Source organism: Streptomyces hesseae (assembly GCF_031845785.1).
GTDB classification, from domain to species: Bacteria; Actinomycetota; Actinomycetes; order Streptomycetales; family Streptomycetaceae; genus Streptomyces; species Streptomyces hesseae.
Genome location: NZ_JAVRFI010000001.1, coordinates 405,803 through 429,823 on the forward strand (window position 1 = coordinate 405,803; position 24,021 = coordinate 429,823).

Here is a 24,021-nt window from a genome sequence, read left to right on the forward strand (position 1 = left end):
GGCGGCGAGGGTGACGCGGGCGCCCAGTTCCTCCAGTTCGGCGCGCAGGGCGTCGGCGCCGGGGGCGTCGGGGCCGCGGCGGCTGGTGAGCAGGAGGTGTCCGGCGCCGCTGCGGGCGAGCCAGCGGGCGACGTCGGCGCCGAGCGCGCCGGTGCCCCCGGTGACGAGGACGGTGCCCTCGGCGGTGAAGGCGTCGGCGGGCGGCAGGTCGGCCGCCGGGCGGCGGACGAGCCGCCGACCGAGCGTGCCGGTGGCGCGCAGGGCCAGCTGGTCCTCGCCGCCGCGCGCGGCGAGCGCGCTGACGAGCCGCTGGACCACGGGCGCGTCCAGGACGGGCGGCAGGTCGATCGTGCCGCTCCAGCGGCGCGGGTCCTCCAGGGCGGCCACCCGGCCCAGGCCCCAGGAGGCGGCCTGGAGGGGGGCGGCGAGCGGGTCGTCGGGGCCGGTGGTGACGGCGCCCCGGGTGAGGGTCCACACGGGCGCGGTCAGGGCGGCGTCGCCCAGCGCCTGGGTGAGGACGACGCCCAGGGCGAGGCCCGTGGGCAGCCGGTCGCCGAGGGGGCGGCCGGGCCGGTCGGCCAGCGGCAGGAGGGAGAGCACGCCGGAAATCTCGCCGGACTCGCGCAGGCGGTCGGCGAGGGCTTCCCGCTCCTCCCCCGCCGGGTCGAGGTCGAGGCGCTCGAACTGGGCGCCGTGGCCGCGCAGCGCGTCCACGATCTCGTCGGTGTCCACGCCGTCGGTGGTGACGACCAGCCAGGTGCCGTCCAGGACGGGGGCGGCGGCCGCCTGGACGGGCTGCCACTCGACGCGGTAGCGCGTGGCGTCCAGCAGCGCCTTCTCCTGGCGCTGCTGGCGCCAGGACGACAGGGCGGGCAGCAGGGCGTAGAGGGAGGCGTGCTGTTCGTCGCGCAGGCCGAGGAGCCCGGCGATCCCGGAGGCGTCGCCGCGTTCGACGGCGCCCCACAGTTCGGCGTCGGCCGGGTCGGCGGCCACGGCTGCCGCGAGGGCCTCGGGGGCGGCCTCGGGCCAGTAGCGCTCGTGCTGGAAGGCGTATGTGGGCAGGTCCACGGGCACGGCGGCGGGCGCGGTGGTGCCCGCGAGGACGGCGGTCCAGTCCACGGCGGCGCCACGGACGTGGAGGCGGGCCAGGGCGGTCGTGGCGGCCCGCTCCTCGTCCCGGCCGGCGCGCAGCAGCGGTACGACGTCGACGCCGGTGTCCGTCTCGTCGCCCAGGACGTCCTGGGCGAGGGCGGCCAGCACCCCGTCGGGGCCGACCTCCAGGAAGGTGGCCGCGCCCAGGGCGCGGGCGGCGCGGACGCCGTCGGCGAAGCGGACGGTCTCGCGGACGTGGCGGACCCAGTGGTCCGGGGAGCACAGCTCCTCGGCGGTCGCGGGACGGCCGGTCAGGTTGGAGACGACGGTGACGGCCGGGGCGCTGTAGGTGATCTCCGCGGCGATCCGCCGGAAGTCCTCCAGCATCGGCTCCATGAGCGGCGAGTGGAAGGCATGGCTCACCCGCAGCCGCCGGGTCTTGCGTCCCAGCGCGGCGAAGTGCCGCTCGACCGAGTGGACCGCCTCGGTGTCGCCGGCGATGACGACGGCCTCGGGACCGTTGACGGCGGCGAGGGACAGCTCGTGCTCGCGCCCGGCGAGCAGCGCGGCGACCTCGTCCTCGGCCGCCCGCAGGGAGACCATCGCGCCGCCTTCCGGCAGCGCCTCCATCAGGCGGGCGCGGGCGGCGACGAGCTTGCAGGCGTCCTCCAGGGAGAACACCCCGGCGGCGTGCGCCGCCGCGATCTCGCCGACGGAGTGGCCGAGCAGGACGTGCGGGCGTACGCCCCAGGAGCGCAGCAGCCGGTGGAGGGCGACTTCGAGGGCGAACAGGGCGGGCTGGGTCCAGCCGGTGCGCTCCAGCAGCTCCGCCTCGGGGCTGCCCTCCTCGGCGAAGAGGACGTCCCGCAGCGGGCGGTCCAGGTGCGGGTCCAGCGCGGCGGTGACCTCGTCCAGGGCGGCGGCGAAGGCGGGGAAACGGGCGTACAGCTCGCGGCCGGCGCCGGGGCGCTGGCTGCCCTGGCCGGAGAACAGCAGGGCGAGTTCGCCGGCGGAGCCGGTCTCGCCCTCGACGAGGGCGGCGTCGGGCCGGTCGGCGGCGAGCGCGGCGAGCGCGCGCAGCAGTTCGTCCCGGTCGCCGACGACGACGGCCCGCTGGTCGAAGGCGGAGCGGGTCGTGGTGAGCGCGAGGGCGGTCGCGGCCGGGTCCAGGGCGGGGTCGGCCTCGGCGAAGGCGTACAGGCGGGCGGCCTGTTCGCGCAGCGCGGCGCGGCTCTTGGCGGAGAGCGTCCACGGCACGACGGCCGGGGTGATGGCGGGGGCGACGGCGGGGTCCGGGGCGACAGCGGCCCCGGGGGCCTCTTCGAGGATGACGTGGGCGTTGGTGCCGCTGATGCCGAAGGACGACACGCCGGCGCGGCGGGCCCGGCCCGCGTCGGGCCAGGGCGTCTCCTCGGCGAGCAGCCGGACGGCGCCGGCCTCCCAGTCGACGTGCGTGGACGGCGTGTCGGCGTGGAGGGTGCGCGGCAGGACGCCGTGGCGCATCGCCATGACCATCTTGATGATGCCGGCCACGCCCGCGGCGGCCTGGGTGTGGCCGATGTTGGACTTCACCGAGCCCAGGAGCAGCGGCAGGTCCTCCGGCCGGTCCTGACCGTAGGTCGCGAGCAGGGCCTGCGCCTCGATGGGGTCGCCGAGGGTGGTGCCGGTGCCGTGACCCTCGACGGCGTCGACGTCGGCGGTGCCCAGACCGGCGCCGGCCAGGGCCTGGTGGATGACGCGCTGCTGGGACGGCCCGTTGGGTGCGGTCAGGCCGTTGGACGCGCCGTCCTGGTTGACGGCCGAGCCGCGGACGACCGCGAGGACGCGGTGGCCGTTGCGGCGGGCGTCGGAGAGCCGCTCCAGGACGAGCATGCCCACGCCCTCGGACCAGCCGACGCCGTCGGCCGCGTCCGAGTAGGCCTTGGAGCGGCCGTCCGGGGACAGGCCGCGCTGGCGGGAGAACTCGATGAGGGACGTAGGCGTGGACATCACCGTCACACCGCCGGCCAGCGCCAGCGAGCACTCCCCCGCCCGCAGGGCCTGCATGGCCCAGTGCATGGCCACCAGCGAGGACGAGCAGGCGGTGTCGACGGTGACGGCCGGGCCCTCCAGGCCCAGGACGTAGGACACACGGCCGGAGGCGATGCTCGGCGAGGTGCCGCTGCCCTGGAAGCCCTCGAAACGCTCGTCGGCGAGGTGGGCCGCGTAGTCGTTGTACATGACGCCCGCGAACACGCCGGTGCGGCTGCCGCGCAGCGCCACCGGATCGATGCCGGCGCGCTCGATCGCCTCCCAGGACGCCTCCAGGAGCAGCCGCTGCTGGGAGTCGGTGGCGAGGGCCTCGCGGGGGCTCATGCCGAAGAACGCCGGGTCGAAGTCGGCGGCGTCGTGCAGGAAGCCGCCGAAGCGGGTGTAGGTGGTGCCGAGGTGGTCGGGGTCGGGGTGGTAGAGGGCGTCGAGGTCCCAGCCGCGGTCGGTGGGCAGGCCCGAGATCGCGTCGGTGCCCTCGCTCACCAGCCGCCACAGGTCCTCGGGCGAGGCGACGCCGCCCGGGTAGCGGCAGCTCATGCCCACGATGACGATGGGGTCGTGGTCGGCGGCGGCCTTGGGGGCGGCCGCCGGGGCGGCGGTGTCCGCGCCCATGAGCTCGGCGAGGACGTGCCCGGTCAGCGCGGTGACGGTCGGGTAGTCGAAGACGACGGTGGCGGCGGTGCGCAGCCCGGTGACGGCGCCGAGGCGGTTGCGCATCTCGACGGCGGTGAGCGAGTCGAAGCCCAGCTCCTGGAACGGGCGGTCCGGGTCGACGTCGTGGGCGCTGTCGTGTCCGAGCACGGCGGCGACCTGCGTCCGGACGAGGTCGCGCACCAGCGCGGTACGGCCCTCCTCGTCGAGGACGGACAGCCGCTGGACGAGGCCCACGGCGGTCTCGGCGCCGGAGACCGCGGAGCGGCGCACGGGCGTGCGGATCAGGCCGCGCAGCAGCGGCGGCACGTCGCCCTGGAGGCGCAGCACGGACAGGTCGAGGCGGACGGGCAGGAGGACGGGCGTACGGGAGGAGAGCGCGGCGTCGAAGAGCGCGACGCCCTGCTCCTCGGTGAGCGCGGGCGTGCCCCGGCGGGCCATCCGCTCCAGCTCGGCGCCGGACAGGCCGCCGGTCATGCCGGCGGCGGGCGCCCACGGGCCCCACGCGAGGGACAGGGCGGGCAGGCCCTGGGCGTGGCGGAGCCGGGCGACGGCGTCGAGGAAGGCGTTGGCGGCGGCGTAGTTTCCCTGGCCGGGCGCGCCGACGGTGCCGGAGAGGGAGGAGAAGACGACGAAGGCGTCGAGGTCGAGGGCCTTCGTGGCTTCGTGGAGGTTCCAGACGGAGTCGGCCTTGGGCCGCAGGACCGCGTCGAGGCGCTCGGGGGTCAGCGACTCGATGACGCCGTCGTCGAGGGTGCCGGCGCTGTGCACGACGGCGGTGACGGGGTGCTCGGCGGGGACGGCGGCCAGCAGGCGTCCGACGGCGGCCGCGTCGGCGAGGTCGCAGGCCTCCAGGGTGACGTGGGCGCCGAGTCCGGCCAGTTCGGCGCGGAGCTCCTCGGCGCCGGGGGCGTCGGCGCCCCGGCGGCTGACCAGCAGCAGCCGGGTGACGCCGCGTTCGGCGACCAGGTGCCGGGCGAGGACGCGGCCCAGGCCGCCGGTGGCGCCGGTGAGGAGGACGGTGCCGTCGGGGTGCCAGGCGTTCTCCCGCGCGCGGGGTGCCTGGGCCCGGGCGAGCCGGGCGCCGAGGAGCGTACCGGCGCGGACGGCGGCCTGGGGCTCGGTGACACCGAGGGCGCCTTCGGGGAGCGGTTCGCTGCCGGTGGTGGGGTCGAGGTCGAGGAGCCCGAAGCGGCCGGGGTGCTCGGTCTGCGCGGAACGCACCAGGCCCCAGACGGCGGCGGCGGCCGGGTCGATGGCCTCCTGGCCGTCGGTGGCGACCGCGCCCCGGGTGACGAACACCAGGCGGGACTGCTCGTACCGCTCGTCCGCGAGCCACGTCTGGAGCAGCTTCAGGGCGGTCGCGGTGAGGGTGTGGGCGCCGGCGGCCGCGTCGTCGGGGTCGCCCACGACGGGCACGAGGACGAGCGCGGGGACGTCGTCGATGGCGTCCACCGAGGTGAGGCGCGTGGCGCCCGCGGCCTCGGCGAGGCCGAAGACGTCCGGCCCGAGGACGGCGACCGGCGCGGGCGCGGCGGCCGCCCGGTCCCGCAGCGGGGACCAGCGCAGCTCGAACAGCGCGTCGCGGACGATGGGCGCGGCGGTGGCCGACTGCTCGTCGGGCAGGGCGCGCAGGACGAGCGAGCCGACGGAGGCGACGGGGGCGCCCGTGGTGTCGGCGACGGCGATGGAGACGGCGTCGTCCCCGGCCCGGGACAGCCGGACGCGGACCGTGGTCGCGCCGGAGGCGTGCAGGGACACGTCCTGCCAGGAGAAGGGCAGGCCGCCGCGTCCCTGCTCGCCGAGGCCGAGGAAGGCGGAGGCGTGGAGGGCGGCGTCGAGCAGCGCGGGGTGGATGCCGAAGGAGCCGGCGTCGGCGCCGGAGTCCTCGGGCAGGGCCACCTCGGCGCAGATGTCGTCGCCCGTACGCCACGCGGCGCGCAGGCCCTGGAACAGCGGGCCGTAGCCGAAGCCGGTGGCGGCGAGTTCGTCGTAGAAGCCGTCGAGGTCCAGCGGCTGGGCGCCGGCGGGCGGCCAGGCGGTGGCGTCGAGGCCGGTCCGGTGCTCGTCGGGGGCGAGGACGCCGGTGGCGTGCTGGGTCCAGGGCAGTTCCTCGGCGCCGTCGGGGCGCGAGTGGAGGCTCAGTTCGCGGCGGCCGGTCGTGTCGGGGCTGCCGACCCACACCTGGACCTGGACGCCGCCCTGCTCGGGCAGGACCAGGGGCGCGGCCAGGGTGAGTTCCTCGACGCGCGCGCAGCCGACCTCGTCGCCCGCGCGGACGGCCAGCTCAAGGAAGGCGGTGCCGGGCAGCAGCACGGTGCCGCGCACGGCGTGTTCGGTCAGCCAGGGGTGTGACTGGAGGGAGAGCCGGCCGGTGAGCAGCAGTCCGTCGGAGTTGGCGATGGTCACGGCCGCGGCGAGCAGCGGGTGGTGGGCGGCGCCGAGCCCGGCGGCGCGGACGTCCCCGCCCTGGGTGACGCCCTTGGGCCAGTAGCGGCGGCGCTGGAAGGCGTATGTGGGCAGGTCGACGCGGCGGGCGCCGGTGCCGGTGAAGTAGCCCTCCCAGCGCAGGGCTACGCCCCGGACGTGGAGTTCGGCGGCGGCCGCGGTCACGGCCCGGGTCTCGGGGCGGCCGGCGCGCAGCAGCGCGACGGTGGCGGGCGCGGTGCCCTCGGCCCGCTCGTCGGTGTCGAGGCAGTCGCGGGCCATGGCGGACAGGACGCCGTCGGGGCCGAGTTCGAGGTAGGTGCCGGTGCCGTGGGCCTCCAGCCAGGCGATCGTGTCGGCGAAGCGGACGGTGTCGCGCGCGTGGCCGGCCCAGTGGTCGGGCGAGGTGAGCTGTTCGACGGTGGCGAGCGCGCCGGTCACGGAGGAGACGACGGGGATCACCGGCGCCTGCGGGTCGAGTCCGGCGACGACGGCGCGGAACTCCTCCAGCATCGGCCGCATCAGCGGCGAGTGGAAGGCGTGCGAGACGCGCAGTTCCTTGGCCTTGCGGCCTTGGGCGGTGAAGTGTTCGGCGACGGCGGCGACGGCGGCCGCCTCGCCCGCGACCACGACGGCGCGGGGGCCGTTGACGGCGGCGAGGGAGACGCTCTCGCTCCGGTCGGCGAGCAGCGGCAGGACCTCGTCCTCGCTCGCCTGGAGGGAGACCATCGCGCCGCCGGTGGGCAGGGCCTGCATCAGCCGGCCGCGCGCGAGGACCAGCGTCGCGGCGTCGGCCAGCGAGAACACTCCGGCCACGTGGGCGGCGGCGATCTCGCCGACGGAGTGCCCGGCGAGGAAGTCGGGCTTGACGCCCCACGATTCGGCCAGCCGGAACAGCGCGACCTCGAGGGCGAAGAGGGCGGGCTGCGCGTAGCCGGTCTCGTTGAGGAGCTCGGCCTCGGGGGTGCCCTCGGCGGCGAAGAGGAGCTCACGCAGGGGCCGGTCGAGGCCGGCGTCGAGGTGGGTGAGGACCTCGTCGAGGGCCTGGGCGAAGACGGGGAAACGGGTGTAGAGCTCGCGGCCCATGCCGGGGCGCTGGGAGCCCTGGCCGGTGAAGAGGAAGGCCAGCTTGCCGCGGCCGCTCTGGGTGGCGCCCTGGGTGAGGGCGGCGGCCGGTTCGCCGGCGGCCAGCGCGGTGAGCGCGGCGATCGCCTCGTCGCGGTTGGCGGCGGTCACCACGGCGCGGTGCTCGAAGCCGGAACGGGAGGTGGCCAGGGACCGGGCGACGTCGGCGGGGTCGAGGGCGGGGGCGGCGGCGAGGAAGGCGAGGAGACGGTCGGCCTGGGCGCGCAGGGCCTCACGGGTGCGGCCGGAGACGAGCCAGGGCAGGACGTCGACGTCGAGGCGGCTCTCTACGGCCTCTTCGGCGTACTCCGGCGCCTCTTCCAGGATCGTGTGGGCGTTGGTGCCGCTGAGGCCGAAGGAGGAGACGCCCGCGCGGCGCGGCTGGTCGCCCTTGGGCCAGGGGGTGGCCTCGGTGAGGAGCCGTACGGCGCCCTCCGTCCAGTCGACGTGCGAGGACGGTGCGTCGACGTGGAGGGTCTTGGGCAGCAGGCCGTGGCGCATGGCCATGACCATCTTGATGACGCCGGCCATGCCGGCGGCCGCCTGGGTGTGGCTGATGTTCGACTTGACCGACCCGAGCAGCAGCGGGCGGTCCTCGGGACGGCCCTGCCCGTAGGTGGCCAGGAGCGCCTGGGCCTCGACGGGGTCGCCGAGGGTGGTGCCGGTGCCGTGCGCCTCGACGACGTCGATCTCGTCGGCCGAGAGGCGGGCGCTGGTCAGGGCCTGCTCGATGACGCGCTGCTGGGAGGGCCCGTTGGGGGCGGTGAGGCCGTTGGAGGCGCCGTCCTGGTTGACGGCGGAGCCCCGGATGACGGCGAGCACCTGGTGCCCGTTGCGGCGGGCCTCGGACAGCCGCTCCAGGACGAGCACGCCGACGCCCTCGGACCAGCCGGTGCCGGCGGCGGAGTCGGCGAAGGAGCGGCAGCGGCCGTCGGCGGCGAGCCCGCCCTGGCGGCTGAACTCCACGAAGGTGGTGGGGCTGGACATCACCGTGACGCCCGCGGCCAGTGCCAGGGAGCACTCGCCCTGGCGCAGGGAGTGGGCGGCCAGGTGCAGCGCCACCAGGGACGACGAGCAGGCGGTGTCCACGGTCACCGCGGGCCCGACGGCCCCGAAGAAGTAGGACAGCCGGCCCGAGAGGATGCTGGTGGCGTTGCCCGTGAGGGTGAAGCCCTGCACATCGTCATCGGGGCCGGTGCGGTAGTCCTGGGGCATGGACCCGACGAACACACCGGTCCGGGTGCCCCGGACCGACGCCGGATCGATGCCGGCCCGTTCGAAGGCCTCCCAGGAGGACTCCAGCAGCACCCGTTGCTGGGGGTCCATGGAGAGGGCCTCGCGCGGCGAGATGCCGAAGAACCCGGCGTCGAACCGGGGCGCGTCGTGCAGGAATCCGCCGAAGAACTCCTCGGTGCCGTCGGTCATCAGCTCCCAGCCGCGGTCGCCGGGGAAGCCGGTGATGCCGTCCTCACCGGCCACGAGCATGGACCAGAGCTCCTCGGGGCTGGTCACGCCCCCGGGGAAGCGGCAGCTCATGCCCACGATCGCGATGGGCTCCCGGGCGGCCGCCTCCAGCTCGCCCACCCGCTGCCGCGTGCGCTTGAGATCCGCGCTCGCCCGCTTGAGGTAGTCCCGGAGCTTCTGTTCCTTGTCCATCTCAAATCAACCCATCTCAAGACCGGCGGACAGCAGAGGAATTCGCTGTGGGCATCCGGCACTCGGGATGGCTGATCCACAGTCGACGTGAGTCATCTGGGCGCCCCGCGTTCGACGGGGCGCCTGCTCGACTTCCCGCACGCCACGCGCTCAGTGTCGGCGGGCGTGGCCATGGAATTCCCTAGAGTCGGCCGACTCGGTCCGCTCCGGGCAGTGCGACGGGTGTGAGCAGGGGTGTTGGCGGGGTACTGGCGTTGAGCCCCGGCGGGCCTACCAGTTCGCCGCGGTGAGCAGATCGCCGTATTCGCGCTCGCGGCCGGCCTGGCGGACGTCGGACTCGACCATCATCCGCATCAGCTCGGGGAAGTCCACCGAGGGCTCCCAGCCCAGCTGTTCACGGGCGTTGCCGTGGTCGGCGCAGAGCGTCTCGACCTCGGCGGGCCGCACCAGCGCGGGGTCGACGACGACGTGTTCCTCCCAGTCCAGGCCCACGCACTCGAAGGCGATCCGTGCCGCCTCGCGCACGGAGTGCATCTGTCCGGTGCCGATGACGTAGTCGCCGGGCTCGTCCTGCTGGAGCATCAGGTGCATGGCGCGCACGTAGTCCCCGGCGAAGCCCCAGTCGCGTACGGCGTCGAGGTTGCCGAGCGACAGCTTGTCCTGGAGCCCGAGCTTGATCTGGGCGACGGCCAGCGAGATCTTCCGGGTGACGAATTCGGCGCCACGACGCGGCGATTCGTGGTTGAAGAGGATGCCGGAGACGCCGTACATCCCGAAGGACTCGCGGTAGTTCTGGGTGATGTAGTGCCCGTAGGTCTTGGCGACGCCGTAGGGGCTGCGGGGGTGGAAGGGGGTCCGCTCGTTCTGCGGGCTCTCGACGACCTTGCCGAACATCTCCGAGGAGGACGCCTGATAGAACCGGATCTGCCCGGACCCGTCCGTCCTCGCAGACGACCCGCTCAGCCCGCTGACCATCCTGATGGCCTCGAGCATCCGCAGCACGCCGGTGCCGTTGACCTCGGTGACGAGCTCGGCCTGCTGCCAGGACATGGGCACGAAGGAGATCGCGCCGAGGTTGTAGACCTCGTCGGGCTGGACGAGATCCACGGCGGACACCAGGCTGGCCTGGTCCATCAGGTCCCCGTGGACGAACTGGAGGTCCGGGATCAGCTTGCTCACCCGGTCCTTCCGGGGGTTGGCCTGCCCCCGGTTCAGCCCCCAGACCTGGTACCCCTCGGAGAGCAGGTGCTGGGCCAGATACGACCCGTCCTGCCCCGTGATTCCGGTTATCAGCGCGCGCTTGGACATGCAGTCCCCTTTCGCAGTGCTCGGCAGGGTCACGGAATCACGCATGGGGCTAAGGAATTTCCGAGACTTCGGGATGAGACTTCGGAACGGACCAGGGGCGGGCGGCCACCGGAAGTGATGGTGGCCGCCCGCCCCGAGCCATACGGTCCTGGTCATACGGTCCTGCGACGTCAGTCGCCGAGGACCTCCAGCGTGACCTCGGTGAGGCCCCGGTCCGTATCGGCGATCCGGGCGAAGGCCCCTCGCGTCAGGTCGATACAACGGCTGGTGTCCGTGGGGCCGCGGTCGTTGATTCTCACGGTGACGGACTCGCCGTTCTCGGCGTTGGTGACGCGGACCTCGGTGCCGAACGGCAGATCGCGGCTCGCGGCGGCCATCGCCTCGGAGTCGAAAGGCTCACCGCTGGCGGTGGGCCAGCCCGGCGGAATCTCGCCGGGCGCCCCGTACCAGGAGGCGGTGCAGGTCTGCGGCCCGCTGTCGGCGTGCGCCGGCACGGAGACGACGGTGGTGAGACCGGCGGCCAGCGCGGCGACGGCGAGCGTACGGCCGAACAGGGAGCGTACGGAAGCAGACATCGGAGTGTTCATCCCATCTGAGTGGTGGTTGTGATGACGGCGGGGAACGACTGGGCCCGGCCGACCGTCAGCCCAGGACGGCCGGACGGTCGTCGTAGTAGCCGTTGTTGGAGAGGTCCTCGAGAATCCGGCCCATGGCCTCGACGCTCTGGCTGCGGTCGTTCTCCTGCGAGCCGTCGTGCATGAGGATCACTCCGCCGCCCTGGAACGCCCGCTTGTAGTTCTCGAAGATCGCGTCGGCGCCGGGCCGCCGCCAGTCCTCGGTGTCGACCGACCAGCCGATCGGCTGCATGCCCTGGCTCGCGGCGTACTGCTTGGCGTCCTCCGTCCAGCCGCCCTCCGGCGCCCGGTAGAAGTCGATCGACGCACCCGGGGCGGCGGCGTGAATGGCGTCCGACGCCTCCTGGATGTCGGCCCGCTGCTGGTCCGGGCTCTGCGTCGTGGGGTTCACGTGGTGCATGGAGTGGTTGCAGAGGCTGTGCCCCTCGTCCACGATCCGCCGGATCAGGTCCGGGTACTGGCGCGCGTGGTCACCGATGACGCAGAAGGTGGCCTTCACCTCGCGCTCCTTGAGCAGGTCCAGGACCTGGTTGGTCCAGGTGGGGCTGGGGCCGTCGTCGATGGTCAGGGCGAACGAGCGGGTGCCCGCCCCGGTGGCGGTGGCGGTGACCACGTCGGTGGTCGCGGCCGACGCCGTGCCGGCCGCCGTCACGAACGCGGCGGTCATGGCGGTGGCGACCCAGGCACCCTTGAGTACGGTGCGCATCGTTGTCATGGTTCTCTTCCCTTTCGCTGCCGGCCGAGCTGGCCGGCGGAACGGGCGAGAGCATGGAAGCCTGCGATCGCCACACGCTAAACGTCCGATCAATCCCGGCTCAACAGCCTCATGGGGCATCGGCGCGCCCACAGGTCACATGGACGCGCTGCCGAAGGCAACCGGCTGGATAGCGACGGCGTCTCCACGTCTGTCCCCGGGCCGTGCGAGGCTGAGGGGCTCGGGATGGCTGGATCGCAGACAGGGGACGGCAGTGGACGACATACGCGGGTCGGCCGGGGCGACGAGTGCGGCACCGCACCGACCGCCCCGGCCGACGACAACCCCGCGAGGACTGATGGACCTACGGGGGCAGGACGGCACCCCGGTCACCCTGTCCTACCCGGCAGGCACCGTTCTGGTCGTCTCCGGTCTGCCCGGCAGCGGCAAGAGCACCCTGCTGCGGCGCCTGTCCGAGGCCGCCCCGGCCGTGGACCCGCGCACGGTCCACGAGGCGTGCGAGGCCGTGATGCCCGCCTGGCTGCCGTACGCCGTCTACCGGCCCTGGGCCCGTATCGAGTACTTCCGGTGGCTGCGCGCCGAGGTGCGCGGGGGCCGGCCGTTCCTGGTGCACGACTGCGGCAGCCGGGCGTGGATGCGCCGGTGGCTGGCGCGGGAGGCGGCACGGCAGGGGCACGAGCTGCATCTGATCCTGCTGGATGTGACCGCGACGGAGGCCCTGGCCGGGCAGGACGCCCGTGGCCGGTGGGCGCCCCGGCGCGTCTTCGACAAGCACCGCAGGGGACTGGCCCGTCTGCTGGGCGAGCTGTCCGGGGACTCGCTTCCGGAGGCGGCGTCGGTGGTGCTGCTGGACCGGGTGTCACGGGAGCGCGTGGCGACGGTGGAGTTCGCCCCGTAAGGGGCGCGGGGAACTGCGCGACCAGCCCCCACCGACCGGCAGCGACCGGATCACAGCTCGATCTCCATCCCGTCGGAGGGAACCTCCACTGACACCCCGCCCAGGGCGGCACGCTCAGGGGAAGCCGGATCGGCAAGCGGATTGGTGTTGTTGAGGTGCGTGTAGAGGCAGCGCAGGCCCGTGCGGCCCCGAAGCCGTACGAGCGTGCCGTCGGCCCCGCCGACGGGCAGGTGCCCCATCGCGCGGGCGCCGCCCATCTCGTCCTCACTCCAGAACGTGCCGTCGAGGATCAGGCAGCCCACCCCGGCGAGGGCATCATCGAGGGCACCCGGCCAGCAGGCGAGGGAGGGCGCGTAGACGGCGGCGCCGCCGGTGGCGGTGTCGTCGAACCGGTAGGCAACGGCCCAAGGGCCGGGGGCATCGCACCCGGAGGCGTACCGGGGCCGTTTGTCGCTGACGGGGACGGCGGTCACCCGTAGCCGCCCGCCGTCCAGGAGCAGAGGCCCGGAGCCCACCGCGTGCCAGCGGGCGGAGCCGTAGGGCGCGAGCAGGGTACGGAGCGGGAACGGCCCGTCCAGCGCGGCCAGGACGGCGGGCGGGGCGTACAGGTCGAGGGCGGCGCCCTCGCGCAGGGCCAGCAGGCCGGCGGTGTGGTCGAGCTCGCCGTCGGTGAGGAGGACGCCGCGCAGCGGGGTGTGCCGGGTGCCGTCGGGCGGGGCGAGGCCGGGGGCGGCGAGGATCTGGGCGCGGACGTCGGGTGAGGCGTTGACGAGGTACCAGGCGCCCGGGGAGACGGAGACGGCCAGGCATTCCTGGGTGCGCCAGGCGCGGGGCCCTGCGGCGCGGGCCCGGGAGCAGCCGGGGCAGGCACAGTTCCACTGCGGCAGACCGCCGCCCGCCGCAGTGCCCAGAATCCGCAGCTTCATGCCCGGTACGGAAGCGTGTCGGGGACGCTTTCGGCGTCCTGAAGGAGGGTGCGTACGAGCGCGTGGTGCGGGGAGAGCCGGCAGGCCGGGTCGGTGGCGGCGGGGTCGCCGGTGAGCTGGAAGGCCTGGCAGCGGCAGCCGCCGTGGTCGGTTTCCTTGAGCGGGCAGCTACGGCATGGCTCCGGCATCCATTCCGTGCCTCGGAAGCGGTTGAAGGCGGGGGAATGGAACCAGATGTCGGCGAGGGCCGCCCGCTGAACGTTGGGTACGTCCAGGCCGGGAATGCGCGCGGCGGCCGGGCAGGGCAGGACGTCGCCGCTGGGTGTGACGGTGAACTGGCGGCTGCCCCAGCCGTGCATACAGGGTTTGGGGACGCCGTCGTGGAGGTCGGACCGCACGTAGACGATCTCCGGTCGGCCGCCCGGACGGGCTTCGCGGACGAGGCGTTCCGCCGCGTCGAGCTGTGCCCGGGTGGGCAGCAGGGAGCGGAGGTTGAGCAGGGCGGAGCCGTAGTACTGGGCGTTGGCGAGTTCGAGCCAGTCGGCGCGCAGTTGTATGGCCAGGTCGATGAGTTCGCGGGTGTGGTCGATGTTGGCGCGGTGGAGAACGACGTTGCAATCGCCGGAACGAGTGACGGGCCGGGCGGCAGGGGGGCAGCCCGCCGGTACGAGCCTCCTCCTTGCCGTGGACACCCGCGGACGCGCCCCGGCCACCTCTGCGGAGATAAGGCGTACAGCTCCCGCCGGAACCGCCGTTACCTACGACGACGGCGAATCCGGCACACGATCCCCGAACGCCGGGACCAGCAGGCCCACCGGATTCCAGCCGGACCGGTACACACGCAGGAACGGAGTCGAGCGCACCGTGAACGCCCTCAAGAGCTTCCGTGCCGTAGCGACAAGGTTCGACAAACGGGCCTAGGGCCAATGCCACTTGCTTAAGAGCCCTAGTGCGTTGTTGACCTGCGGCGAAGCCGCCCCGGGAAGGCTCTGACGGGCGTCAAAGTAAGCGGTATTGGCCCTGGGCGAGCCTCGCCGCTTCAGGGCCCGTAGGCGTTCAGGACTGCGGCCTCCTGCCGTGGTTGGCGCCCTTCATACGGGCTTTCTTCTTCTTGCGGCGCCGATTCGAGGACATGGCGTCCCTCCTCTCCGGTGTGCTTCGGTCTCCTTGACCCTTCGGCCTCGGTACATGCGAACCCCATCACCCCTCGCAGGCCGCGGAACGCTGCCCCCCCCTTCAGTGATCCTCGTGCAATTCCGATCATTGAGCGGCCCTCCACCGGAATTTGCGGATGGATTTCTTGCATCAGGGGCCAGTTCAAGCCAACCGGCCTGCCGGATATCCGGGTTGGTGGGACGGTCTTCCCTTTCAGGTGACGCCGAGTAAGGGGGAACGGTATGGATCGGATGCCGGCACTGGGCGGGGTCGAGGACCTGGTGAGTGTGCTGGACACACTGGTGGGACGTCCCGTGGGCAAACGGGAGGTGCCCGCGCTCGTCTTCGAGGACGATGCCGGGTTGGGGACGGACTTCGTCACCGCCTACCGGGCCCGGCTGCGGGATGCCACCGGAGCCGGGCTGGTTCCGCACGCCATGGCCGATGATGCGCTGCTCGCGCAGGCCGAGGGTGCGGACGAGCCTGACGTCGTGCTGCTCGACGGTCTTGCCGCACAGCTGGAGCAGACCATGCCCGAGGGCGCCGGCGGGATGTCGCTGACCACGTACTGGATGTGCCGGAAGATCTTGGACATCAACGTGGGGGGCGGGTCGTCCGCGGCGCAGCGCAATGCCTTGGCCGAAGCACTGTGTGCGGCCTGGCAGAGCGACACCCCCGGGCTGAAGGGGCTGCGATCGTTCATCGATACCGGCGGGGCCGGCCAGATCAGCGCGCGCCTGGGCGGGATCGCAACAGTCCTGGTCGCTTGGCCCCTGGAGTGGGGTTACCGGGTGTGGCTGAACCGCACTCGGCGTCTGCGCTGGTACGCCCCCAAGGTCCGCAACGCGGGCCGGTCCGCCACGAGTTTCCTGGCCGCCGCGACGCATCTGAGTCTCAACGGTGCGTTGCGCCACAACACGGCCCTGCGCCAGTCCCTGCTCCTGGAAGCCTTGGGAACGGACCTGGTACGGGCCTGCCGCAGGGGCGTTCTCTTTCCCCGTCGGCGCCGCCGCGTCTGGCCGGTCGTCGTGCTCCTGCCGCACATCGGCAGCCCGGGAACGCCCGTCCGACGGCTGCTGGACGGCTTCGTCAAGCTGCGCCGTCGCGGGCTGCCGCTTCTGGTGCTGGCCGCCCGGACCCCGGACTCTCCGCCCGCAGACGGGCCGGACCGCCCTGAGAGAGCCCGCGCCCTCGCACCGGATCAGGCGGCTGCTGCCTTGCGACCGCTGCGGGAGCGCAGGCCCCGGCCCGCCCAGGCCGGCCACGACGACGGGCAGGTGGTCGTCGCCCTGGCCGGGCCGGCGCAATCGTCCGTGGGCGACTGGCTGGACACCAACGTGGCCGTGCGGCCGCGCCGGGTGCCCTGGCCGTCCGCCTATCTGGGCACGATCCTGGCCGTCGCCCTTGTCGCCGGAGCGGTCCCCGTGGTGACGTGGATCCGGCAGGACGCCTGCCACGACACCTGGGCGGCCGGAGGCGTCAACGTCGGCATCGACACCGCCTCGGCGGGCTGTTACTTCACCGGCGGCGGCAGCCAGGAGCTGCTGCGCACCCTCCAGGACCGCATCCGTTCCCAGAACGCTGCCGCCCAGCGGGGCGGCGCGTACCGGACCGTGGTGTTCCTCGCGCCACTGACCGCCGACCCCGCCGGCAGGGGCGAACAGCTCACCCCCGCCGGCGTCCTCCAGCTCCAGGGCGCAGCCGATGCCCAGCGGGTGTTCAACGAGCAGGTCGGCGTCAATGCCGAACGGCCCCGTCTGCGGCTGCTGATCGCCAACGTCGGCTACGCCTACGCCCAGGCGACCGGCGTGGTGGACCGGCTCAACACGCTGGCCAACGACGACACAAGCATCTCGGCGGTGATCGGCATCTCCCAGAGCCGCCAGACGTCCGTGGACGCGATCAACCGTCTCTCCCCCGACCTTCCCGTCATCGGAGCAGGCGTCACCGGCGACTTCATGACCGCCGAGGCACCCACCTACTTCCAGACCCAACCCGCCAACCGCCACCTCGCCCGTGCCATGGCCCACCGTGTGACCGACCTCAAACGCAAGAAGGCCCTGGTCCTCTACGACGACAAGGACCGTTACAGCACCAACCTCAAGCACGACCTCGACGCCGAACTCACAGGCCGCGGCATCGCCGTGGAGGAGCCATCCTTCGCCGTCATGCGCGAGGCGGACCAGGGGCAGCGCGGTGCGGTAAGTACCCTGCCCGACCTGGCCAAGGAAATCTGCACGCTGAGCCGGAACGACGGCATCGCCCTGTACGCGGCCCGCGGAAGCCAACTGCCCAAAATCCTCAACGAAGTCCAGGGCCAGTGCGGTGCCGCCGACAAGCCGCCCTTCCCGCTGCTGGCCTCCGACACCGACACCCTCGTCGAATACCCCGAGATCCCCGAGTTCGCCCATCTCGAACGCTACTCCGCGGTCGAGTTGTCCTACATCGCCTTCTCCCCCGACCACCACAGCGACCACGCCGTCGGCAGTGACGCCTTCCGTGCCGCTGCGGCCGCGGTCTATCGGGTATGGACCGGAACCAGCACCACTCGTGCCTCCAACGTCCTCCAGCAGCTGCGCTCGGATGTCGACGTCCGGGACACCGTCGCCACAGACCGTCCCTTCCATCTGCCCGCCGACGACCAGAGCCTCGCGCACCGGCCACTGTTCCTGTGCACCGTCCCCCACTCCCCGGGCACTCCTCCCGCCTGCCGGACCGCGGACGCAACGCCGTCCGGTTGAACGGTGCGCCGGCATCCACCTCCGGTCTCGATAGTGTCCCTAGGGCCAATACCGCTTGCTTAGACGCCCGTTAGAGCCTTCCCGGGGCGGCTTCGCCGCAGGTCAACAACGCACTAGGGCTCTTAAGCAAGTGGCATTGAGGCTAGGGCCTGTCCGGCAGGTGTGTACCGCTCTATTGGGCGGTATGACGGCGCGGCCAGCCTTCCAGTCTTGGGTGGTGGCGATCTTCAACGCCCCTCGCTAGGCTCCGTGTTGCTTATTCGAATCCGCAGAGCACTGGCGACGTGTCCGATGGGGGACAGTGCTCCTCTCGACAAGCAATGAGCACGATGAGTCTCTAATCGTCGCAGAGCCTCAGCAGGCCATCGCAATCGGTGGTCGAGCTGAGGCTGCCCGCCGACTGGTCGACCACCTTCGTGAAGGGATCGACTGGTGAGGCTGACTTTTTCCGTTCAGGTACTTCTCACGCTCTTGTCCTTCGTGTCATCGCTGCTGGTAGCGGTCGTGGCGGGGGCACTTTCGCATGAGGCCGGTGCGCCGGTAGCCGGTGCGGTGCTGTATGGCGGCAGCGCGTTCATCGGCTGGATGACGCTGTGTGTCACTGTGCTGACGGCGCTCGGCCTACTCGGGCATCAAAGTCATCCAGGCGAGTAAGGGATACCCGGCGATCACGAACGCAGCCACAGCCGGATCGCAGGGGCCTCCCCGTCGCGGCTTCCTGGCGGGGTCTACCAGCGCCCGGCGTAGGCGGTGACCTCGGCGGCGAGCTCGACCTCGGTGAACGCGGGCGGCGTCCAGGGCCGCGAGCCGACGGCAGGGCCCCCGCATCCTGCTGCGGGTCACCGCGTACACCCGTGACGGAGTCGGCGACGATCGACGATCGACGACACGACGATCTCCGGCATGGTCTCTCCCCCTGATCCGGGCCGGGACGACGCACCCGGCCGGTATTCCAGGTTCGGTCAACGACCGCACGCCCCGCCATCGCCGGAACGAGTGGCGGTGGCTCGCCCGCTCAGGGACCGATGTGGCGCGAGCGAGCGCAGCAGCTGCGCACCCAGAGCGGCCAGCTGAGATCGCCCGGGGAGACAAGGCACAATCCGGCTCAGCGCGTCGCTACCGGACCAGGCGGAGGTCCCAGCCGGGGATGTCGCCGTCCATGTCGGGGACCAGGTTCGCGGTGTAGGCGTCGGGACCGGGGCGGTCGACGTACTCCCAGGCGGCGAGCCAGCCTCGCAGCACGGTCAGGGATGCGGAGTCGGTCGCGTCAGCGATCACCGTGCCGTCCTGCTGGATCACGGCGGCCGTGTTGCGGGTCGAGTGCCCGAGGCCAATGACGTCGGGCTTCAGCTCGGTCATCGTCAGCCGGGCGCCGGTGGCGGCCAGCCACACGCGCAGGCTGGACCAGTCGATCTCCTCGCCCTTGTACTGCTCGGTGTGGCCGGGCTCCCGCAGCCGCTCGAGAACTCCCCGTGCCCCGGAGCTCTTCCAGTCGTCCTGCTCGCGCCAGGCGATCGATACCCACGAGGTGGCCGGGATGCGGCTTTCCCAGTCGACCCACCGGGCCGGCACGGAGAAGTCGCTGCGGGGGGATGAGCCGGTCTCGATGTCGGAGCCGGGGAAGACCGATTCGACGTACGGCTGGCCGCCGCGGACGCGGATCACCGCCCCTGCTGCCAGGTTGGGCACGGGCGCGACCGGCAGAGTGGCCACGATCAGCCCGTCCTCGGTGGTCTGGTCCACCCACGCCTTGGGCAGCAACGGCGGGCTGCACCAGCCCACCATGCGGTGGTAAGGGGCCTGGCCGGGGTAGTCGGCGGTGCCATCCACGGCGTAGCAGCGGACGTTGTTGACCCCGCGCTCAGCGTGGATGTGGTTGGCCCACCGTGTCAGGTAGGGGTCGATGTCGAGGCTGGTGACCATGCCGGTCGGTCCGACGAGTTCGGCGAGCAAGCCGCCGGACAGGCCCGAGCCTGTGCCGATCTCGGCGACGTTCATGCCGGGCACGACGTCGAGGGCCGTCAGCTCCCGGTGGATGAAGACTGGGTTCGTGCGGTGGATGGTCGCCCCTCGGGCCTCGTGGTGGGTGTAGTGCTGTTCGGGGACTCTCTTGGCTGCGGCAGCCACGGGGGTCATGTTCACTCCTTAGTGAAGAGTTGGGACGCGCTCCTCAACAGCTCCGAGTGGGTGAAGGACACGAGTCAACGAGGTGCCATGTTGACGAGTTCATTGACACGTTCAGATGACGAGCGCGGTGTAGTGGTGCCATCCGGCCTCGGTGTATTCGCCGACCGGGCCGCCGCCGGGGAGACCGGCCCAGGCGTGGTATTCGGTCGGTGGCGGGGAGAATCGCACCCCCAGGCACCAGTTCAGGCGGCATCCCAGGAGGGCGGCGGCCAGGACGGCCCCCAGTGAGATCTCGACGCAAGCGGCCCTCACTGGCCAGAGGCGGCCGGTGTGCCGGACGGCGGCGACCAGGGCCTCGGCCCGGTCGTGGCCGATGGGGCGGCGTCCGGCCCGGCGGGCGATGCGGGCAGCGCGGACGGTGAAACAGAAGGGCAGCCCCAGCAACGCCAGGGCCAGGGCGAGTCCCATGGCCGCCGCCAGGCGGTCGCGGAAGAGGCCGGTGCGGACGGTCGAGTACGACTCCATCGTCGTCACCGCCACCACCACCGTCGGCGGCGGGACGGCTCGGTCCGGGCGAGGCCCTGGTCGATGAGGGCGGCGGCGACCGCCCGAACGTCGGCGGCGGCCTGCTCGCGTTTCAGGCCGTACAGGATCGCGAACCGGACGATGGCCTGGTCTTCGTCGGTGCTGGAGACGAGGGACAGCACCGCCGAGGCAGCCGTCGGTGTCAGATACGTCCAGCGGCCGGTGTGCTCGCTGAGGATGGCCCCGCCCTCGTCGGTGAGGATGGGGTGGGAGCCCTCACGCAGCTGCCACACGGCCGGTCACCTCCCACCGAGCTCCTGCCTGTTCGAGCTGCCGCAGCCAGACCTCGGTCACGACCGCCACGTGCAGGGCGCCCTGGGCGGTGGCCTGCCCGGCCGCCGCGCGGGCGAGCATCTCCCCCACCGGCCCATCCGTCACCAAGCCCATGGCCCCCAGGCGCGACGACGGCCCCAGGAGGCGGCGGAGCACGGGCGCGTGCTGGACCAGCCCGGCTTAGGAGAGTGCGTTGAAGCCGCCTTTCGTCGCCCTGGCGAGGACGATGCCGGGCAGCACGTCGGTGCCGGCAAAGGCTTCGGCCAGCAAAGGCTCGTAGCGACCGGGGCCCCGCGCTGGTCGGCCGGCACGGCCAGGCAGGCCCGGCGGACCTCGTTGTCCAGGTAGGGGGCCGCGATCTCGATGCCGTGCTCGTCGAGGGCGAGCGTGCGCCAGCCGCTGGTGTCCGCACCGATGCGGGCGAGGTCCTGGCCGTCCGCCCAGGTCGCCAGGCGTGCGGGCGGCTCGGTCAGCTCGTCGGCGGCCGTGGTGAGCGCGTCGGCGAGCTGGTGCCGCATGTCCGGGGTCATCCAGTCGGCCGTGGCCAGCAGCGGCGTCCACGCGATCGGACGCCGGGCCTGAGGCATCCACGGCCTTGGGGGCTGGTTCAGCTCGGCGGCGGCCTGCCGCCAGCCGTCCACGAGGCCCGCGCGGGCAGCAAGCCGGGCCCGGCCGAGCACCGACCACACGGAGCTCTGCCGCAGCCTCGCGTGCCCCTGGGCGTGCTGCCAGGCCCGCGGCCGTTGCCGTTCCCGCAGCAGGTCGGCCAGGTACGACGAGGAGGCGGACAGCAGCCCGTCCCCGGCGACGCCCGTCAGGTGCACGCCCGGCGCTGTCTGGTGGGTGATCACGGCGTCGAGCACGGTCCGCTTGACCGCCGCCGAGACCACGAAGGCGTTCGGCGTGTCTGTGAACGACAGGGCGGAGACATCGTCCAGACCCGCGTAGTAGACCGTGCCCAGGGCGCCGGGCACCGCGTGGTGCCGCAGGCCAGGCACCACAGCGGCCGTCCGCTTCGCGTAGGCCAGGTCGTCGTCCCGCAGCCGCTCGTCGGCGAACGTCACCGCAGTGACCGGCCTGTGCCGGGCAGCCAGGCAGGCCAGGGTGGTGGAGTCCAGGCCCGCGAGATCCGCACTGACCGGTCGGCCGTCCATACGGACCGCCACGGCCTCGGAGAGCGCCGCCCGTACCATCGGCGCGGCCTCCCGCAGGTCCACGGCCTCGTACTCGGCCGGCTCATACCGCACCGTACGGGCGCCGTCGGGAGTGACCTGAAGCAGGTGCCCGGTAGGCACCCGGTGCACGACGCGGAACAAGCTCCGCCCAGCCAGCACGTCCGGCTGTCCGAAGGCCAGATGTGCCGCGAGCGCGACAGGGTCGATCGGTGCCCCGTCCAGGGCCGCGAGGGCGGTTGCCGACGTCGCCCACCATGCCCCGGCCGGTTCGCTCCGGTAGAAGACCGGGTGCTGACCCGACAAGTCCCCGATCACGGCCAGCACCGGGCCGCTGCGAGCGATCACCAGGTAGGACCCGGGCCACCGGGTCAGGGCCCGCCACTGCTGCGCCCGAACCACGGGCAGGGCCTCCTCAAGCTGTCGATCACTGGCCCCGCACGTCCCGACCACGGCCAGCGCCAGCGCGCCGGTCCCCGCAGTGCGGACCTGCCCTTCGGGCCAGCCCACCGACCACACCTCGCCCAACGCGGCCACCGGCCGCCCTGCCTCGGGCTGCCGACCGGCCGGGCCGCCCTCCCATCCCGTGCACCACCGCATTGTGAGCCTCCCGACTCCCTCGGCCTCAAGAGCACACCTGACCTGCAAAGGCCCGGGGCCGGGGGGGGGCGTCGCCCCCCCCCCCCCCCCCGGCCCCGGCAGGTGGATCAGGTGCCCGGCTTGTATTGGGTGTCGTCGACCGTGTCGAAGTTCTGGTTGCCCAGGGTCACCTCCACGACGTCACCGGCGTCCAGGACGACCGGCGCGGTGTAGGCCGGAGACTGGGTGGTCTCCATCGTTTCCTCCCTCGTCACTTCACCGCCCCCGTGCACTCCTCTGATGGGCACACGGCCAGCGGGTCGCGCCGCACTTCAACGGCCCTGACAGACCGCGTTCGGGGCGCGTCAAACAGTCAACTCCGGAGGCGAGTTGAGGGGTAGCGTGTGGGCGAGGCGAAGACGTATATCGCGTATACCGAGGCTGGCCATAACCAAGCGCACGCCGAACACCCAGCTCAAAGCCCTGATCGACGAGAAACGGCTGCCGTACGAGACCGTGGCCCACATGGTCCGGCTCGTCGCAGCCGAGTCCGGCGAGTCCTTACGCACCAACCGCTCGACCGTCGAACACTGGATCTCCGGCTCCCGGCCCGCCGGCAACACTCCCCGATACCTCGCCGAGGCTCTGTCCCGGCTGCTGGGACGGCTGGTGACGGTGGACCACTTGGGCCTTTCCGCATGCGGTGGGGAGGATGACAGCATCGGACTGTCCCTCGGTCCCGACCCGGTCGAGACCGTGACCTTGATCGGGAAGGCTGACGTGAACCGACGACGCTTCCTCGCCGCCTCGGCCTGCTCCGTGGCAGCCGCCGCCCTGCCGCTGGAGTACGTCCGCGACATGGCCGGCCGCGCTGCCGCCGCCCGCAGCGGCGCCATCGCCGGAGACGCCGAAGTCGCCGCCGTGCGCGACATGGTGCAGGTCTTCACCGCCATGGACGAACTCCACGGCGGGCAGCACGGCCGCTCAGCCCTGGTGCAGTACCTCATGTCCGACGTCGCCACCCTGTGCCGTGGCCGGTTCCGCAACGACGACGCGCGTCGCCAGATGCTCTCCGCTGCCGCATCAGGAGTGCACCTGGCCGGGTGGAAGAGCTACGACGCCGGGGAACAAGGGCTCGCACAGCGGTACTACCTACAGTCCTACGCGCTCGCCACGGAATCAGGCGTCCCCGGGCACGACGGCTTCGTCATGCGGACGATGTCCCAGCAGGGCATGAAGATCCACCGCGCCGAGCACTGCCTGGCTCTCGCCGAGACCGGCCTGGACCGCGTCAAAGGCCACGTCGATCCCGCGACCGAGGCCCTTTTCCACATCACCCAAGCCCACGCGCTGGCCAAAACCGGCCAGCGCCAACAGGCCGTGCGGGCAGTCGAGCGCGTCCGCGCCCGCCTCGACGCGGCCAAGGGCGACCCGACACCCTTCTGGGCACGCGCCTGGGGACCGGTCGAAGCCACCGTCCGCTCCCGCACTGCCAAGGTCTTCGCCACCCTCGGCGACCCGCACAACGCCGCCCAGCAATACGCCATGGCCGCCGCCAGCCGCCCGCCCGGCACCTACGCCCGCATCATCGCCCTCGACCTCGTCGCCCAGGCCGAGCTTCAAGCCGGACAAGGAGCTATCGAGCAGGCGTGCACCACCTGGGGCCGGGCGATGGACCACATGGACGGCGTCGCCTCCGTCCGCACCCGCAAAGCCGTCAAGAACATGCGCCGGGACCTGACCCGCTTCCGGGCCCGCGGCCTCCGGTGTGCGGCCGACCTGGACGAACGCGCACGCGATTTCCTCACCGCCCACCGCTGAACGTCAAACGTCCAGATCTTCCCGTCCGCGTGACGGCCTGTCCGGAGTCATAACCGAGTTGCGCGTTTTCTTCCCTGGCCGTTTCCGGCCGAGGGCGTGGCGCC

At 72.7% G+C, this 24,021-nt stretch carries 16 protein-coding genes and 2 pseudogenes (1 of these 18 running past the window's edge); 5 read left to right on the top strand and 13 right to left on the bottom strand.

Annotated features, from left to right (window positions below):
• From RM609_RS01385 to RM609_RS01400, 4 genes are all read right to left on the bottom strand, one after another.
• Nucleotides 1-8,982, bottom strand: the beginning of a protein-coding gene (locus RM609_RS01385) for a type I polyketide synthase (RefSeq protein WP_311607169.1). The gene continues 19,485 nt to the left of window position 1, outside the view; 8,982 of the gene's 28,467 nt are visible here — the first part of the coding sequence; it begins with the start codon at nt 8,980-8,982; its stop codon lies beyond the left edge, outside the window.
• Between the two features lie 270 nt (nt 8,983-9,252).
• Nucleotides 9,253-10,290, bottom strand: coding sequence for a GDP-mannose 4,6-dehydratase (locus RM609_RS01390; RefSeq protein ID WP_311607170.1), 1,038 nt, complete (start codon nt 10,288-10,290; stop codon nt 9,253-9,255).
• Between the two features lie 170 nt (nt 10,291-10,460).
• Nucleotides 10,461-10,865: a septal ring lytic transglycosylase RlpA family protein gene (locus RM609_RS01395; protein WP_311607171.1), complete on the bottom strand. Its 405-nt coding sequence runs from the start codon at nt 10,863-10,865 to the stop codon at nt 10,461-10,463.
• A 67-nt stretch (nt 10,866-10,932) separates the two neighbouring features.
• Nucleotides 10,933-11,631, bottom strand: coding sequence for a polysaccharide deacetylase family protein (locus tag RM609_RS01400; RefSeq protein ID WP_311607173.1), 699 nt, complete (start codon nt 11,629-11,631; stop codon nt 10,933-10,935).
• Between the two features lie 346 nt (nt 11,632-11,977).
• On the opposite strand from RM609_RS01400, the gene RM609_RS01405 reads away from it, so the two are divergent.
• The gene (locus RM609_RS01405; protein ID WP_311607175.1) at nt 11,978-12,538 is read left to right on the top strand and encodes an AAA family ATPase; all 561 of its coding nucleotides are present in this window, start codon (nt 11,978-11,980) and stop codon (nt 12,536-12,538) included.
• A gap of 50 nt (nt 12,539-12,588) precedes the next feature.
• Here RM609_RS01405 and pqqB read toward each other — a convergent pair whose 3' ends face one another.
• On the bottom strand, nt 12,589-13,464 hold the full coding sequence (gene pqqB, locus RM609_RS01410; RefSeq protein ID WP_311607176.1) for a pyrroloquinoline quinone biosynthesis protein PqqB: 876 nt from the start codon (nt 13,462-13,464) through the stop codon (nt 12,589-12,591).
• A complete protein-coding gene (locus RM609_RS01415) occupies nt 13,461-13,823 on the bottom strand; it encodes an SPASM domain-containing protein (protein WP_311607640.1) in 363 nt (120 codons plus the stop codon). The genes pqqB and RM609_RS01415 overlap by 4 nt, the downstream gene beginning before the upstream one ends.
• A 312-nt stretch (nt 13,824-14,135) precedes the next feature.
• On the opposite strand from RM609_RS01415, the pseudogene RM609_RS01420 reads away from it, so the two are divergent.
• From RM609_RS01420 to RM609_RS01430, 3 genes and pseudogenes are all read left to right on the top strand, one after another.
• A pseudogene (locus tag RM609_RS01420) lies at nt 14,136-14,385 on the top strand (IS5/IS1182 family transposase); the annotation flags it as partial.
• A 476-nt stretch (nt 14,386-14,861) separates the two neighbouring features.
• Nucleotides 14,862-17,360 carry an ABC transporter substrate-binding protein gene (locus tag RM609_RS01425; RefSeq protein WP_311607177.1) on the top strand — a complete coding sequence of 833 codons (2,499 nt, stop codon included), beginning with the start codon at nt 14,862-14,864 and terminating at the stop codon, nt 17,358-17,360.
• A 432-nt stretch (nt 17,361-17,792) separates the two neighbouring features.
• Nucleotides 17,793-18,014 carry a hypothetical protein gene (locus tag RM609_RS01430; RefSeq protein ID WP_311607178.1) on the top strand — a complete coding sequence of 74 codons (222 nt, stop codon included), beginning with the start codon at nt 17,793-17,795 and terminating at the stop codon, nt 18,012-18,014.
• 74 nt (nt 18,015-18,088) lie between these two features.
• On the opposite strand, the pseudogene pqqA reads toward RM609_RS01430, so the two are convergent.
• The 7 genes and pseudogenes from pqqA to RM609_RS01460 form a co-directional block, all read right to left on the bottom strand.
• Nucleotides 18,089-18,157, bottom strand: a pseudogene (gene pqqA / locus RM609_RS34410) (pyrroloquinoline quinone precursor peptide PqqA); the annotation flags it as partial.
• A 319-nt stretch (nt 18,158-18,476) separates the two neighbouring features.
• Nucleotides 18,477-19,496 carry a protein-L-isoaspartate(D-aspartate) O-methyltransferase gene (locus RM609_RS01435; RefSeq protein WP_311607180.1) on the bottom strand — a complete coding sequence of 340 codons (1,020 nt, stop codon included), beginning with the start codon at nt 19,494-19,496 and terminating at the stop codon, nt 18,477-18,479.
• Nucleotides 19,497-19,598: 102 nt separating this feature from the next.
• Nucleotides 19,599-20,012 carry a lasso peptide biosynthesis B2 protein gene (locus RM609_RS01440; protein WP_311607642.1) on the bottom strand — a complete coding sequence of 138 codons (414 nt, stop codon included), beginning with the start codon at nt 20,010-20,012 and terminating at the stop codon, nt 19,599-19,601.
• A 5-nt stretch (nt 20,013-20,017) separates the two neighbouring features.
• A complete protein-coding gene (locus RM609_RS01445) occupies nt 20,018-20,305 on the bottom strand; it encodes a PqqD family peptide modification chaperone (protein WP_311607181.1) in 288 nt (95 codons plus the stop codon).
• Entirely contained in the window at nt 20,289-20,450 is a 162-nt protein-coding gene (locus RM609_RS01450; protein ID WP_311607182.1) for a hypothetical protein, read from the bottom strand. The genes RM609_RS01445 and RM609_RS01450 overlap by 17 nt, the downstream gene beginning before the upstream one ends.
• Entirely contained in the window at nt 20,447-22,027 is a 1,581-nt protein-coding gene (locus RM609_RS01455) for an asparagine synthase-related protein (protein WP_311607183.1), read from the bottom strand. Before RM609_RS01455 ends, RM609_RS01450 begins: the two co-directional genes overlap by 4 nt.
• Before the next feature lie 197 nt (nt 22,028-22,224).
• A complete protein-coding gene (locus RM609_RS01460; RefSeq protein WP_311607184.1) occupies nt 22,225-22,353 on the bottom strand; it encodes a lasso RiPP family leader peptide-containing protein in 129 nt (42 codons plus the stop codon).
• A gap of 133 nt (nt 22,354-22,486) precedes the next feature.
• Between RM609_RS01460 and RM609_RS01465 the strand changes: the two genes are divergently transcribed.
• Entirely contained in the window at nt 22,487-23,917 is a 1,431-nt protein-coding gene (locus RM609_RS01465) for an NsdA family TPR-like regulatory protein (protein ID WP_311607185.1), read from the top strand.
• Nucleotides 23,918-24,021: the final 104 nt, after the last annotated feature.

What these genes read in the sequence shown, in the direction of transcription:
- RM609_RS01415 (WP_311607640.1), bottom strand. Translation starts at nt 13,823, where the DNA reads ATGCACGGCTGGGGCAGCCGCCAGTTCACCGTCACACCCAGCGGCGAC.
- RM609_RS01435 (WP_311607180.1), bottom strand. Translation starts at nt 19,496, where the DNA reads ATGACCCCCGTGGCTGCCGCAGCCAAGAGAGTCCCCGAACAGCACTAC.
- RM609_RS01400 (WP_311607173.1), bottom strand. Translation starts at nt 11,631, where the DNA reads ATGCGCACCGTACTCAAGGGTGCCTGGGTCGCCACCGCCATGACCGCC.
- RM609_RS01395 (WP_311607171.1), bottom strand. Translation starts at nt 10,865, where the DNA reads ATGTCTGCTTCCGTACGCTCCCTGTTCGGCCGTACGCTCGCCGTCGCC.
- RM609_RS01440 (WP_311607642.1), bottom strand. Translation starts at nt 20,012, where the DNA reads ATGGAGTCGTACTCGACCGTCCGCACCGGCCTCTTCCGCGACCGCCTG.
- RM609_RS01425 (WP_311607177.1), top strand. Translation starts at nt 14,862, where the DNA reads ATGGATCGGATGCCGGCACTGGGCGGGGTCGAGGACCTGGTGAGTGTG.
- RM609_RS01390 (WP_311607170.1), bottom strand. Translation starts at nt 10,290, where the DNA reads ATGTCCAAGCGCGCGCTGATAACCGGAATCACGGGGCAGGACGGGTCG.
- RM609_RS01460 (WP_311607184.1), bottom strand. Translation starts at nt 22,353, where the DNA reads ATGGAGACCACCCAGTCTCCGGCCTACACCGCGCCGGTCGTCCTGGAC.
- pqqB (WP_311607176.1), bottom strand. Translation starts at nt 13,464, where the DNA reads ATGAAGCTGCGGATTCTGGGCACTGCGGCGGGCGGCGGTCTGCCGCAG.
- RM609_RS01405 (WP_311607175.1), top strand. Translation starts at nt 11,978, where the DNA reads ATGGACCTACGGGGGCAGGACGGCACCCCGGTCACCCTGTCCTACCCG.